This window comes from Alloacidobacterium sp. (genome assembly GCF_035631355.1).
GTDB lineage: Bacteria > Acidobacteriota > Terriglobia > Terriglobales > Acidobacteriaceae > Alloacidobacterium.
Window position 1 is genome coordinate 16570 of sequence record NZ_DASQIX010000052.1, and the last position, 14401, is coordinate 30970.

Here is a 14401-nt window from a genome sequence, read left to right on the forward strand (position 1 = left end):
ACCGGCAGATAACTCTGATGCGCCGTAAGGTAGCACAAACTGGAGAGGCCCTGCACCCAAAATAAATCGAAGATATAGTGCTATTAAACGAAATCCATCAAGTCAGAAAGAGTAATGAAGCACGAACTTTTGCCGCACCAACTGACGAACCTTCGCAGAAGCTTTCTTCGTCTCGGAATCATGACCACACTTGGCAACTCCAGGCTGAGTCTCCATAACAACCGAGTGCGAGTGAATATTGGATCTTGGGATCATTAGAATCGGATTTGATTCATTGAAGTGACAGACCACAACCGTGGATGGAGTAGCGGCGAATGGAGAGAGTTGCTTTCAAAAATCGCGTCGACCAGTTCTGGCAACGCGTCACTGAAGGTATACAGGTCAGCGAGCTTTGGTCGCAGTTCCGGAAGGATGCCAACACAGGCTACCGCCTCTACTCGCAGGAAGTTGATTCCACCCGCGCTACGGGAGTGACCCATAGCTCGCACTTCTTCAGCGTAGCCAGCCAGTTCTTTTGGGCCATTGTGTTGAAGCTCACGCCTGCCCGGCGCGTTTTGCTACTTATCGCTCTGGTGCTTGTTATTGTTCCGGGCGGCGAATGGAGTTTGCGGACCAAATCAGGCGAAGTCACGATGTTCGCGCTGGATTTTCATTTCTATGGCGGGATTCTGATGTTCGTGCTGTTGATCCTGGAGGTCGCCGACAGGGTGGTGATGAAGCGCGACCTGCAGATTGCAAAGGAAATTCAGGCTGCTTCCGTCAACCCCTCCGCAAGTCCCGGGCCTTGAGATCGCCTTTGCGACCCGTCCGGCCAACACAGTCGCCGGGGATTACTATGATGTTTTCGCCCGTCCATGCCTGGACTCAGGGAATACCACCTTTCTCATTGCAGTTGCTGATGTCGCAGGCAAAAGTGTGCCCGCCGCAATGTTAATGGCAACTTTTCAGGCGAGTTTAAAGACTCTGAGTGGCACACCGGGCTCATTAACGGAATTGGTAAGCAGGATGAATCGTTACGCCTGCAGCAATAGCCAGAGAGGCCGCCGCTTCACCACCGCCTTTATCGCTGAGTTCGATCCCGCATCCCGCCGACTGACTTATGTCAATGCAGGACACAATAATCCCATACTGCGGCGACAGTCAGGCTCTATTGAACGGCTGGAGGCTGGAGGAGTACCTCTCGGAATCGTGGAAGATACCCTTTATCATATGGGCGAAGTGTCAATGAACCCAGGCGACTGGCTGGCGGCGTTCACAGATGGCGTCGTCGAGGCGGAGAACATCCGTCAGGAAGAATATGGCGAAATCCGCTTCATTGCCATGTTGAATTCCGGCGTAATGTTGGCTCCATCCATGCTGTTGAACAGTATTCTTACCGATCTGGATCGTTTTGTGGGGAATGCGCCCCAGCATGACGATGTTACCTGCATGCTGTTGCGCGCTGTCTAGGGCTGCGTTCTCGCTGCGCTGCGCCACTCTATCATGGAGCCTTGAGTCTGATTCGCAAAATCGTGCACATCGACATGGATGCGTTCTATGCGTCGGTCGAGCAGCGTGATGATCCAGCACTCCGCGGCAAGCCTGTGGTGGTGGCATGGCGTGGAAACCGGTCGGTGGTTTGCGCAGCATCGTATGAAGCGCGGAAATATGGAGTACGTTCTGCAATGCCTGCGATGCATGCGGAGAGATTGTGCCCTGACGCGATCTTCATTCCGCCGGATTTCGTACGCTACAAAGCAGTTTCGCGAGCTGCGCGCGAGATTTTTAAGCGTCATACGGATATCATCGAACCTCTTTCACTGGACGAAGCCTATCTGGACGTAACGGAGAACAAAACCGGCCTGCCGACAGCGACACGCGTGGCCATGACAATTCGTCAGCAAATCCGGGAAGAGCTGCAACTCACGGCGTCGGCTGGCGTTGCGCCTAACAAATTTCTGGCCAAGGTCGCCTCTGATTGGCGAAAACCCGATGGCCTCTTTGTCATTCAGCCGCAGGATGTGGATGATTTCCTCTTTCCGCTTCCTGTGGGTCGGATTCCAGGGGTTGGAAAAGTAACAGAAGCGAAGCTCAAGCAAATGAGAGTGTCAACGGTTGGCGACCTTCGAGCTATCGAGATGGCTACGCTTCAGGAACAATTCGGACGCTATGGTAAACGTCTCTATGACCTTGCGCGTGGGATTGATGAAAGCCCTGTCGTTTCCGATCGGCCAACCAAATCGATTTCCGCGGAAGACACATTCGAGCGCGATGTTCGCCTGGCCGAGATGGAGGATTTGATTCGCCGCCTTTCGGAGAAGGTGTGGGAGGCTTCACGCAGGAATTCGCGCATGGCCCGTACCATTGTGCTGAAACTGAAGACGCGTGAATTCGCCATCCTCACCCGCAGCCATACTCCCTTAAATCCTCCGGCTTCCTGCGAGGAACTCACAGCAATCGCGCTCTCATTGCGGGAACGCGTCGATCTGGGACCAGATCAGCTTTTCCGCCTGGTAGGAGTTGGCCTGAGCAATTTCCGCGATGAAGAACAGACTCCAACGCTGTTCTTTGAATAACTCAAATCATTTTGTGACCGCTGACAAGGCCGCTGGTAGCCATTACCTTAGAATGGCGAGCAATGCGACTATCTTTACGAAAGGCGGCCAAACCCAACACGATAGAACACCGCCTTCATCGTCAACTAGGATTGCGCGACCTGGTTCTTACGCAGGTGCTTTGTGTAGTCGGGAGTTCCTGGGTTGGAGTCGCCGCTGGTCTCGGCCGCGCACAGACTCTGACGTGGATCGCCGCCATGCTTGTCTTTTACTTACCCATGGCTGCGTCTGTTATTGTCCTCAACCGCGAAATGCCTCTTGAAGGCGGCCTCTATGTTTGGGCGCACAAAGCATTCGGAGACCTGATTGGATTTCTCACCGCATGGAACATCTGGTTCTATGGAATCTCGGTTACCGCCGCCATTCTCTATGCAATTCCTACTGAGATCTCGTACCTTATCGGCCCATCTGCTGCCTGGCTTCCTGAGAACCATCTCGCATCATGCGCAGTCGTGACCGCAACTATTGCGGCCATCACTATCGCGGCTCTTCGTGGACTGGCGCTCAGTAAATGGATTCATAATGTCGGCGGCGTCTCTATGCTTGTCGTTTTTGCCGCACTCATCTTGCTTCCGCTTTGGGCGATAACGCGCCATGCACCGATTCACTGGGCGCCGATTGCTTTTCAGCTTCCTCCTGCAAACCTTCGTTCTCTTGCGCTCTTCGGACAGATGATTTTTGGAGCGTTATGTGGGCTGGAATACATTGCCATCTTAGCGGGCGAAAGCATGCAACCGGCAGAGAGCATTGCCCAGTCGGTCTGGATTTCCTCACCCATCATCTGCGCTATGTTTATCCTTGGCACCAGTTCGGTGGTAGCTTTTGCTAAACCAGGCCATATCGACTTTATCGCGCCAATTCCGCAAACGGTTCGCATTGCGCTCGGCAATACCGGCATTGGCAACATCTTCGCCATCGCGGCGATTCTTCTGCTCCAGTTCAGATTGATTGGAGCCGCTAGCTATATTTTTACCGGTGTCACGCGTCTCCCGCTTGCCGCAGGCTGGGACAACCTTGTTCCGGCATGGTTTACGCGCCTTCATCCGCGCTGGCGAACGCCATCCAACTCTATCCTCTGCACCTCAGCCCTTGTCTTTGTGCTTGTTGTCCTGGCGAATATAGGTGTGCACGCACAGGAAGCCTTTCAGGTTCTGTCCAACGCCAGCCTTACGCATTATGAACTTGCATATCTGGCAATGTTTGCCGTTCCGCTTGCAGGAGTCGCCGCTCTCCGTAAGTCTTTACCTCTATGGCTCAAGTGGACATCGGTCATCGGCTTCTTCGCGACGCTTTTCAGCCTGCTCATATCCGCCTACCCGTTTGTCGATGTCGTAAACGCGCGGGCTTATGCTACCAAGATTCTTGGCACGACAATTTGCAGTAATCTCATTGCGATTCTGTTCTACAACCTCCGCCATAGCTCGCCGGTTATCACAGTGAAACCGATGTCCGAAGAACAAAAATTGAAACTGTAGAAGGAAACAACACGGTTATTTACTATCTATGAGCTTTGTTGCGACGGACAAGCCGCCTGCGCGCAAAATGCCGGGAACGTTGAAGTGTTTTACATAGTCTGCATTCGATGTCACTTCAGGAATATTTTCGAGATGCAGCGCAACCGGAACAGTGCTGACAGCAGCCGCGAATGTAGACCACAGAGCCGCATCGCCGGTGGCGAAGACCTCTACATCCTGATGGTTCCTGTTCGACCATGCAATCGCAGTAAGAATGTCCTGCACGCGCGCAGCATCATCGCTTACATTGAACGTCAGAAATTTTGGATATCCGGCGGCGGCATCGGCTCGCTCTTCCTCGTCGGCGTTGTCAGCCAACCTGGGCATAGGTCCGTTTGCAATGTCACCTGCGCGCGGAGCTTTTGCCGATCCTGTCTGAAAAACATCCAACAACAGAACAGGTCTGCCCTCTTTCCGCAATCGCTTGACAAGATCCGTTTCGAGGGCCGCAGCCGAACCATTGGGATCGACGACAATCGCTGTCTTGCCGCTCCCTTGAATCCAGATGCCAGGCACTCTGTCATTCTTGCCGGGGCGGCTGAGAACGATTGAGCGGCCATTCATGTCGGCTATTACGTTTTGGGGAACTTCTACGGCAAGTGTCTGTCTCAGACGCTCGCGGAGAAAAGGGCGATCCTGAATCTGACCGTTCTGGACTTGCGAGAGATTCTGCCAAAGACGAAATGTCCCATCCAGATCAAGAGCATTTGCAGGCAGCGTGCGATTGGAGAGCGCCATCATGTCCTGGAGCGGGGGCACAGAAATGTCGTGCTCGGTGAGTTCCCGGCTATCACTCAGGCCTGGATTGTGTTTAGCAAAGAATCGGTAAACGGCTTCCCGGCTGAGTTGGTTGAAGTTGTGCGGCGCGTCAATCTGAACGACCTCAACCTGATCGCCCTTGCCGTAGAGGTCGTAAATCTTTCTGATCGCCGGGTACTCTTCTTTCGGAACATTATGCGTCCAATCGCCTGTGGCGGAGACAAGCAGCATCGGCTTGGGCGCAAACATGGCGGCAATTTCAACGTTGCTGGTGTTGAGCCGCAGTCCGGGAGCATTCTCGCACAGATCGCCACCTTGCATGATGGCCGATACCATGTTGACGGGTGAGGCGTACTGTACGCGATCATCTACGGCTGTCAGCAGAAATGCCTGCGTTCCGCCGCCGGATGCACCGGTTATGCCCAGGCGGGTTGCATCCACATCGTCGAGAGATGCAAGGAAATCGAGTGCGCGAATTGAGTTCCAGAGTTGCAAACCCAGCGGGCCAAAGGACCACAACCGTTGCTCCGGGCTGCCGAACCGGTGTGGCAATTGGATCGTGTCGGTATAACCGATCATGTCGTACGCAAAGACGACGTAGCCCTGGCGAGCGAGACTGATGCCAAGAGAAGGCCCGGAGTAAAGCGGCTGGTTTTCAAGCCTTCCATACGGCCAATGGCCGTGCGGGTTGAGGATGCCGGGATGCTTCGGTCTACCGTTTTGCGGCCGGTAGAGATTGCCGCCTAGATAAAATCCGGGCAGCGTTTCAATCAGCACTTTTTCGATCGTATAGTCCTTCTGCTCAAGCTTGCCAAAGACTTGTGCGTGAAGCGGAGTTTTCTCCGGCATTGGCGAGAGCCCGGCTGAAACAAGAATCTGATTCCTTAGAAACTCTTTACGCAGTTCCCATGCCTTCAAACTGGTGAACTCTGGCAGAGGCACGTGCGTCGTAACTGTAACGACATTGGTGTTGCGAGAATCTTCAGAGGGTACATGAACGCTGGATTGCGCTATCAGACACGATGCACTTGCGGTTGCCATCGCAACAACGACAGCAGTCCAGATGCCGACTTGAAGACCCCACCTATATCGACGTGTTTCATAACCAATTCTTTCCATATCTTCAATCTTTCGAGGCGGTGCTTGTGGCAACTTTCAGGGTTCGAGTCTTTCTCTATGCACTATAACTACATCTACAAGAATGCCAGCCATAATTTCATGGAGATATTTTGTTTTGTATAAGCTACTGGATGAAAAGAAAAGGCACGGCTTTTGGCCATGCCTTCTTTTATGTTTACCAGTTTTGCGAATCTAATTTTCCTGCAGCATGGAGCATGACACTGAGGTCAACTTGAGGGAAAGGCGCTGTTGGGGATGAGACGCGCGGCAGTCAACTGGCCTCCAATAGACGTAAAGATGCCGCCCAGGGTCGAAGGATTAAGAGACGATTTGCATCCGCTGGAATTGCTTCCGGCGTCGGAGTAGAAGGTTGTGTTGACGTTGGACGCCATGCCCTTCATCGTGGCGCACGGCGAGGTATAGGTACCGCTGTCAGTAGTGCAGCCGGACGTCTGCGATCCATAGGCAACGGAATACACAGTAATGCCCTTGGAGTTGGCGTCCTGTGCAGCCTGCACTGCCTGCCCGCATTCGCTTTTGTATGAGGGATAAGTGCCTTTGTTTGTTGCGGATGACACCATCTGACTTTGACTGGCTGTTGCCGCACCATCACTGACGATGATCATGGCATTCTGCACGGTCTGATTGGCTGCCTTTTCGGCAGCCTGTTCAGCCAGAAGCGCACCCTCTGCGGCATAGATGACGCCTGCATAGTAGGTCCCTTCGCCGCCCGGGGCCTGCATGCCTGAGCACGAACCAGATCCGACTGCGCGCCCAACATAGGAGGTGCTGGACGTATTTACAGAACCATTTGGAGCACCGGACGAGTCAAGGCTCTGATAATTGCTCATAAAGTCCGTGACCTGATAGGTCGGAGTGCCTGATGCTGGCGAATAACTGGTGGCATTTGCCGTGGGAAAAGTATAGGGCACTATGCCCGGGCTTGTGCTGCTACTGCAATCGTAGTCACGGGCCGCCTGCGTAGCTGACGATGGTTCGGGAAATGTGAATATACTGACGCGATCAATGGCGTTGGTATAGTTGCCATCGGAGCCCAGGCTGCCGCAGCCAGAGGAGGAGCAGGGGCTGATGGTCGTCAGCAGCGTCTGAACGCCGCTCAATGCACACTGAATCCTTGTATTGCCGCTGCAATTGCTATCGTTAGAGTTCATGGATTGCGTAGCGTCGATGATAACGGCCAGGTTATAGGATTTTGGCCCGGCACCCTGCATGAGTGCTGTTCCTTTGGCGGAGATGTTAATTGCCTTGAAACCGAACAGCCCCATAAATGTTGTCGGCACGCTGGCGGTCTGGATGACCTGGATGGCATTTGCAGTGGCGCCGCCCGAGCCTGTAGGGACGCAGGGTACCGTTTGCGCAAAAGATGCAGCGCAACCCAGCGTGAAATAGGAGTTGGTGACATTCAGGTTGGGATAAGCGTTGTTCTGTCCTGACTGGGAACTGTAGGCCTTGGCATTGGAGACGGCCAGGGTGCCGGAAGTGGAAAGCCCCTGCGCTCCGGCCATGGCCGCTGCATTGGTTGAATTGAGTAGCAGGCGGTGGGCGAAGTAAGCATGCCCGACATCGACGACCAGGCCTGCCATCCCAAGAAAGGTGATCATCATAAAGGCGATGATTGGAATCATCTGACCGCGCTGGTCTTTGTATGTGCGGCGTAAGAATGAATTGTCATGACAGTTCATTGGACAATCTCCGTTGTCTGCACCGCAAGATTGCAATTTGGCAGAAAGTTATGTCCGTAGACAGCAAGGTTACAGGGGTAATAGACGGTCATCTGGGCGGACCCACCGGCGACGAGGTTTCCGGCAGCTCCGGTGGAGGTGCTGCTGCTGCTGCATGTGCTCTTGCTCAGTCCCGTATATGGACCATAGGAAGTGCCATTCAGCGAAAAAGAGAAAGTCAGGTTCGCTGTATTAAGATTTGGCGCGGCATTCACAAATGCGTTGGCGGCATCGCTGCATGGGTTTGTCGTAACGCTGCGCTGTACCGCAAGATACTGCGCTGCGGTGCCGACGGCGTTCGTCATCGTCAGATAGTTGCTAAGGGCGACCCCGAAGGTAGTAATGCCGGTCACGATGAGCAGGAGAACGGGCACACAAAGAGCGAACTCAAGGATAGATTGGCCGTCATCACAGCTGGGATGGCGGCGCGCACGGATGCGTCCACGCAAAGAGAGCGTCTCCATGCATGCTTCAGTTGAGGCCGCTGTGCGGCTTGCTAAGTTCATATGCACCACCGAGTGGGGGCGTAGTATTTACTGATTAGTATCTCTTATATGGCTAATTCGAAGGATGTTCAATCAAACAAGAGTTATATCCCTCGGTTCTACAACCGTTACTTTCGTAAGGAAATCAAGCTTCACTCTTCTATCTTTCTGATTGGAATTCGCCCTGCGAGCACTGATTTTTTGAGCGGTTGCATGGAAGCTTCTCCTTATGAGATATAAGGAAAGTCGTTCAAGCCAGTTGCCGGGGATATTTTTGTATCAGCCCGAAACATATTTCATTGCGCTCACCTTCATGGTCCTCAGCATGCTGTGCTGGGGATCATGGGCAAATACGGTCAAGTTATGCCCCGGCTACCGCTTTCAGCTCTTCTATTGGGACTATGTAATCGGCTTAATTCTTGGTTCAGTCGTATGGGGAATGAGCCTTGGCAGCAGTGGAGGGACTGGCCGCGCATTTATCTCTGATCTCGCGCATAGCAGCAGTCATCACATGTGGTTTGCTGTGCTGGGCGGAGTCATTTTCAATGTCGCCAACCTGCTTCTGGTGGCGGCAATTGATATTGCCGGGCTCGCAGTTGCATTTCCTATCGGGATAGGCCTTGCTTTGGTGGTTGGCGCAGTCAGCAGCTATTGGATATCGCCTGCAGGCAATCCTGTCATATTATTCGGCGGTGTCGCTCTCGTCGTGACTGCGATTGTGCTTGATGCAGCGGCCTATCGTCTTCGGGAGGCGACCCAGCAAACGATGAGTAGGGGCGGTGTTGTTATCAGCCTGGTTGCCGGTCTGCTGATGGGGTGTTTTTATCCATTCGTCTCAAAGGCGATGAGCGGCGAGAATGCTCCGGGACCGTATGCCACATCATTCTGGTTTGCTCTGGGAGTGGCGGCATGCTCTCTGGTTGCCAATACTCTGCTCATGCGGCATCCCCTGGATGGGAAACCACCGGTTGCGATGAGGGCCTATGCATCCGCATCGGGACGATGGCATATGTGGGGCATTGTCGGAGGCGCGATCTGGTGCACAGGCGGCGTATTGAATTTCGTGGCGTCGCGCGCCCATATCGTCGGGCCAGCCGTATCGTATTCCATCGGGCAGGGAGCGACGATGATTTCCGCGTGCTGGGGTGTTTTCGTCTGGAAAGAATTTGCCGGCGCGCCGGCGCGGGCCAAAACATTGCTCGTGTGGATGTTCGTATTTTTTCTTTGCGGATTGACGGCAGTGGCCCTGGCTCCTCTGTTCTAGAGACGAGGCATCGAGCAGAAGGATCTGTATCAGGTGTTGCGCGAACGATTGTGCGAGATAGTTTCCTGATTCAGGGAAAGCGACGACTCTGCAGACGTCGAACAGCACTTTGCGCAAATTGGGCGGGGATGCGTTTCTAAGGCTTCCGCCTTGACAATATGTCTGGTTTTATCGTGAACCGGTCCCCAGAATTGCTATGAGTAGGCGGCTTTCGTTGCTTCCTCTGGAAGGAAGCCGATACACTTGGGAGTTACTGAAAGGCCTGTTCAATGCTTGTAGTGATGAAAGCCCATGCGACACAGGAAGAGATCCAGGCAGTCTGCGAACAAATTGAGCAACTGGGCTATCGCCCCCATCCACTTCCCGGAGCGCAGCGCACCGCCATTGGTATCACCGGCAACCAGGGAGAAATTGACCGGGGCAATCTGGAAGAGATGTCCGGCGTCGCCGAGATCATTAAAGTTTCGAAGCCTTACAAGCTGGTGAGCCGCGATGTGAAGGAAGAAGACACGGTCATCAGCTTTCCCGGCACGAATGCCACCATCGGCGGACGCAACCTGGCGATGATTGCCGGGCCGTGCTCGATTGAAACGCGAGAGCAGGCTTTTGCCGTGGCCGAGCAGGTTGCCGTCGCAGGCGCGCAGTTCTTCCGCGGCGGAGCCTACAAGCCGCGCACTTCTCCGTATGCCTTTCAGGGATTGGGCGAGGAAGCGCTGAAGATCATGGCGGAAATCCGCGACAAGTTCGGGCTGCGGATTGTGACCGAGGCCATCGATAACGAGGCGCTGGAACTGGTAGACAAGTACGCCGACGTGATCCAGATTGGTGCGCGCAATATGCAGAACTTTTCGCTGCTGAAGGCGGCGGGCCGGAAGCGCAAGCCTGTTCTGCTGAAGCGCGGCATTGCGGCCACGCTTGAAGAGTTTCTGATGGCGGCCGAGTACATCATGAGCGAGGGCAATTACCAGGTCATTCTGTGCGAACGCGGCGTACGCACCTTCGCTGACCACACCCGGAACACACTCGACCTGAGTATTGTTCCAGCAGTGCAGCGCTTGAGCCATCTACCGATTGTGGTCGACCCGAGCCACGGCACCGGCAAGCGCAATAAGGTCATTCCGCTGGGCCGTGCGGCGGTCGCTGTGGGCTGCGACGGACTAATCGTAGAAGTGCACAACCAGCCGGATAAGGCGCTGTCAGACGGGATGCAGTCGCTTTATCCTGAGCAGTATTTCCAATTGATCGACGAAGTTGCGAAAATCGCGGCGGTGCTGGGCCGCAGTGTGCCGCACGGCATTGAGATTACGGAAGGCGCGGCTGCCACCGCCAAGTAGGCACCCCATACGTCCCGTGACAAGAGTCCGACCGCACTTCACTTTGCTTCTGTCTGCGCTTCTTTTCTTGACGGCGTGCCGGCGGCATGATTTCCCGCAATTCCCTGCTGACTATCGCGAATGCGCCTACGTCACCAACGGCGGCAGCAACACCGTTACGGTTCTCGACCTTGTGAACATGCGGCAGGACCGCGTGATTCGCGTGGGTGACAACCCGACGGGAATTGCCGCGAATCCAGTCAAGAATGAGATTTACGCCGTCAATACGGATAGCAATTCCATAAGCGTGATAGATGCGAAGAAAAATGCCGTAGTTGCGACGATCCCCGTCCACAGCAAGCCTTATTTCATTGATGTGGATACGAAGGGTGAGCGTGGGTACGTCGCGAATTCCGGCTCAAACAATGTTTCGGTCATCGATCTGGCTGCGCGCCGCGAGATTGCAGCGATTGGCGTGGGCGAAGCGCCCGGAATGGCGCGCATTTCTCGGGACGTCAAGAGCCTGGTCGTCAGCAATCGCGTGGGCGGCAGCATCTCTGTTGTTGATCCGCGGACCTATAAAGTTCGGAGCGTCTTCAGCGGCTGCCCGGCGGCGACAGACATTGCTATTCTTCCCGACTCATCGAAAGCGTTTGTTACCTGTTCGGGCGGACATCAGGTCATGGTGATTGGGCTGGCCCAGCCGGAAAGTCCGATTGCCGATGAGCATGTTGACCGCCTGGTGACATTTCTTGACGTGGGCCAGACCCCGGTGCAACTGGCGCTGAAGCCTGATGGTGGCGAGATCTTTGTCTCCAACTTTGGCAGCGACACAATATCAGAGATCGCGACGCAGACGAATGAGGTCGGCGGCGCTTATCTGGTGGGCGCGCATCCGGCGGGCGCGATTGTGAGCGCTGACAACTCCACGCTATGGATTAGCAAGTTTAATACCGGCTCGATTGAGGTTTATTCGATTGATGATGGCAAGGTCATCAATACCGTCCATGTTGGTGAGGGGCCGGATGCGCTTGCATTTTCTGTCGAAGGACATCTACTGCTGGCTGCCGACGCGCAATCAAACGACATCTCTGTCGTCCGGGTGTTGAGCCGCACTCCAGCCGGAGTGACCCGCGTTGGGACGCTTTTCACCATGCTTCCGGCGGGAATGCACCCGAATGCGATTGTGGTGAAGGCATTTCGTGTGAAGTAGCTGGCTTAGAATCATGGTCATGAGGGCGGCTGTTCTTCATCAACCTGCTCCCATCGAGCAGCATCCATTACAGCTTGAAGATGTGCCTGTGCCGAAGCCGGGGCCAGGCGAAATCCTGCTGCGCGTTGAGGCTTGCGGGGTTTGCCGGACTGATCTGCATATCACCAGCGGCGAGTTGAAACCGGTTCTAGTTGCGGTCACTCCCGGACACCAGATTGTGGGCCGCGTGGAGAAGCTGGGCGCAAATGTCTCAGGCGTGAAGGTTGGCAAACGGCTCGGCGTTTCATGGCTTGGCGGAGTGGATGGCACTTGTCTGCTCTGTTGCAAAGGGATGGAGAACCTTTGCGATCATCCTGTATTTACTGGCTATTCGGTGAACGGCGGTTATGCCGAGTATGTGGTCGCGCGCACTGATTTTTGCATTCCACTGCCAGAGAAGGTGGCGGCGAAAGATGTGGCTCCGCTGCTCTGCGCAGGAATTATCGGCTTTCGCAGCCTGCGTGTGGCCGGGGTGGAACCGGGTGATCGTGTCGGACTGTTTGGGTTTGGGGCTTCTGCGCATCTGGCTATCGAAGTCCTGAAGCATTGGGAATGCGAGGTGTATGTGGCCACACGCGGAGCTTCGCATCAGAAGCTGGCGCGTGAGCTGGACGCGGTCTGGGTGGGTGAGGCTACCGATAGACCTCCCGTCCAGCTTGATCGTGCGGTGACATTTGCCCCCAGCGGCGATGTCGTTGTATCAGCGCTCTCTTCGCTGCGCAAGGGCGGGATTGTTGCGATCAACGCGATTCATCTTGACCGGATGCCGCAATTTGATTACGACTCACTGCTCTGGGGAGAGCGCCAGTTGCGTAGTGTGGCGAACATGACGCGTCAGGATGCCCGTGACTTTGTAAAGCTGGCCACCGAGGTTGGGATTCAACCTCGGACAACTTTATTTACTCTCGATCAGGTGAATGAGGCGCTTGCGGCGGTGTATCACGATTCGATTGATGGGGCGGCGGTGGTGATTTGCTCCTGAGATTTCTTGGCTGGCGTAGAAAAAGCAGGCCCTTCGACTTCGCGCTCTCGCGCTCCGCTCAGGATGACAAATCAAAGAGATGCGCCTCGTTCTAGTAAAATACTGGTGAGGAAATCTATGCCGGAAATACAGCGCAGGAAGACCGTTACGGTCAGGATAGGCAACGTACGCGTGGGATCAGACGCGCCGGTGGTCGTCCAATCGATGACCAATACTGACACCGCCGATGTCGAGGCGACAATCCAGCAGGTGGCGGCGCTGACCGCAGCCGGATCGGAACTGGTGCGGGTCACAGTCAATAATGACGACGCGGCCAAAGCTGTTCCCTACATCGTGGAAGGGCTGGCGAAGTTCGGCATTCATGTTCCGATCATTGGCGATTTCCATTACAACGGGCACCTGCTGCTGAAGAAATATCCGGACTGCGCGAAGGCGCTTGCAAAGTACCGCATCAATCCGGGTAATGTCTCCATCGGGCGCAAGGACGACGACAACTTCCGCACTATGATCGAATGCGCGGTCGAGAACAACAAGCCGGTCCGCATTGGCGTAAATTGGGGATCGCTCGACCAGGCGTTGCTGACACGGATGATGGATGAAAACTCGAAGCGGCCTGAGCCGCTTGACGCCCGCGACGTGATGATGGAAGCGATGTGCCGCAGCGCGCTCGATTCGGCAGCGGCGGCGGAGCGCTACGGCCTCGGTCATGACAAGATCATCATCAGCGGCAAAGTGAGCGGCGTTCGCGACCTGATTGACGTGTACGACATGCTCGCCGGCCGCTGTGACTATCCGCTGCATCTTGGCCTCACCGAAGCCGGGATGGGCATGAAGGGCATCGTCGCTTCGGCGGCCGGGTTGTCTCCGCTGCTGCTTAAGGGCATTGGCGATACCATTCGCGTTTCGCTGACTCCGAAGCCGGGTGGCGACCGGACGGAGGAGGTGCGGACCGGGCAACAGATTCTGCAGTCGCTTGGCATCCGCAGCTTTACCCCGCAGGTGACAGCCTGCCCCGGTTGCGGGCGTACTACTTCGACTTTCTTTCAAGAATTAGCCCAGCAGATCCAGAACTACCTGCGCGACTCGATGCCGACATGGCGTGAGCGCTATCCCGGCGTTGAAGAACTGAAGTTGGCGGTGATGGGCTGCGTGGTCAACGGTCCCGGCGAGTCAAAGCACGCCAACATCGGGATCTCACTCCCAGGAACATTTGAAGAGCCGAAGGCCCCGGTTTACGTCGATGGACGGCTGATGACCACTCTCCGCGGCGACACAATCGTTCAGGACTTCCAGAAGATTCTCGATGAATACGTGAAGACCAGGTACGGAACCGGATTAAAGAAAGAAGAACTGGTTGAGGTTCGCTGAGACCATCTC

12 protein-coding genes are annotated in these 14401 nt (G+C 55.0%); 9 read left to right on the forward strand and 3 right to left on the reverse strand.

Annotation, left to right across the window (positions count from 1 at the left end):
- The first annotated feature begins 314 nt into the window (after window positions 1-314).
- The 4 genes from VEV40_RS09200 to VEV40_RS09215 all read left to right on the forward strand — a co-directional run bounded on the left by VEV40_RS09200 (window position 315) and on the right by VEV40_RS09215 (window position 4069).
- A complete protein-coding gene (locus VEV40_RS09200) occupies window positions 315-788 on the forward strand; it encodes a hypothetical protein (RefSeq protein WP_324831804.1) in 474 nt (157 codons plus the stop codon).
- A gap of 145 nt (window positions 789-933) precedes the next feature.
- On the forward strand, window positions 934-1449 hold the full coding sequence (locus tag VEV40_RS09205) for a PP2C family protein-serine/threonine phosphatase (RefSeq protein WP_324831805.1): 516 nt from the start codon (window positions 934-936) through the stop codon (window positions 1447-1449).
- Window positions 1450-1490: 41 nt separating this feature from the next.
- Window positions 1491-2555, forward strand: coding sequence for a DNA polymerase IV (gene dinB / locus VEV40_RS09210; protein WP_324831806.1), 1065 nt, complete (start codon window positions 1491-1493; stop codon window positions 2553-2555).
- A 62-nt stretch (window positions 2556-2617) separates the two neighbouring features.
- Entirely contained in the window at window positions 2618-4069 is a 1452-nt protein-coding gene (locus VEV40_RS09215) for an APC family permease (protein WP_324831808.1), read from the forward strand.
- Window positions 4070-4084: 15 nt separating this feature from the next.
- On the opposite strand, the gene VEV40_RS09220 is transcribed toward VEV40_RS09215, so the two are convergent.
- The 3 genes from VEV40_RS09220 to VEV40_RS09230 form a co-directional block, all read right to left on the reverse strand.
- On the reverse strand, window positions 4085-5986 hold the full coding sequence (locus VEV40_RS09220) for a hypothetical protein (RefSeq protein WP_324831810.1): 1902 nt from the start codon (window positions 5984-5986) through the stop codon (window positions 4085-4087).
- Window positions 5987-6213: 227 nt separating this feature from the next.
- Window positions 6214-7689: a Tad domain-containing protein gene (locus VEV40_RS09225; protein ID WP_324831812.1), complete on the reverse strand. Its 1476-nt coding sequence runs from the start codon at window positions 7687-7689 to the stop codon at window positions 6214-6216.
- Window positions 7686-8192, reverse strand: a complete 507-nt coding sequence (locus tag VEV40_RS09230) for a TadE/TadG family type IV pilus assembly protein (protein ID WP_324831813.1) — start codon at window positions 8190-8192, stop codon at window positions 7686-7688. The genes VEV40_RS09225 and VEV40_RS09230 overlap by 4 nt, the downstream gene beginning before the upstream one ends.
- Window positions 8193-8442: 250 nt before the next feature.
- On the opposite strand from VEV40_RS09230, the gene VEV40_RS09235 reads away from it, so the two are divergent.
- The 5 genes from VEV40_RS09235 (at window position 8443) to ispG (ending at window position 14392) form a co-directional block, all read left to right on the forward strand.
- Window positions 8443-9477, forward strand: coding sequence for an AcrB/AcrD/AcrF family protein (locus VEV40_RS09235; RefSeq protein ID WP_324831815.1), 1035 nt, complete (start codon window positions 8443-8445; stop codon window positions 9475-9477).
- Between the two features lie 269 nt (window positions 9478-9746).
- On the forward strand, window positions 9747-10811 hold the full coding sequence (gene aroF, locus VEV40_RS09240) for a 3-deoxy-7-phosphoheptulonate synthase (protein ID WP_324831817.1): 1065 nt from the start codon (window positions 9747-9749) through the stop codon (window positions 10809-10811).
- Between the two features lie 16 nt (window positions 10812-10827).
- Window positions 10828-12003, forward strand: a complete 1176-nt coding sequence (locus tag VEV40_RS09245; protein ID WP_324831819.1) for a YncE family protein — start codon at window positions 10828-10830, stop codon at window positions 12001-12003.
- Window positions 12004-12022: 19 nt separating this feature from the next.
- Window positions 12023-13024 (forward strand): zinc-dependent alcohol dehydrogenase family protein, encoded by a 1002-nt coding sequence (locus tag VEV40_RS09250; RefSeq protein WP_324831821.1) that lies wholly within the window; start codon window positions 12023-12025, stop codon window positions 13022-13024.
- Between the two features lie 117 nt (window positions 13025-13141).
- Entirely contained in the window at window positions 13142-14392 is a 1251-nt protein-coding gene (ispG, locus tag VEV40_RS09255; protein ID WP_324831822.1) for a flavodoxin-dependent (E)-4-hydroxy-3-methylbut-2-enyl-diphosphate synthase, read from the forward strand.
- Window positions 14393-14401: the final 9 nt, after the last annotated feature.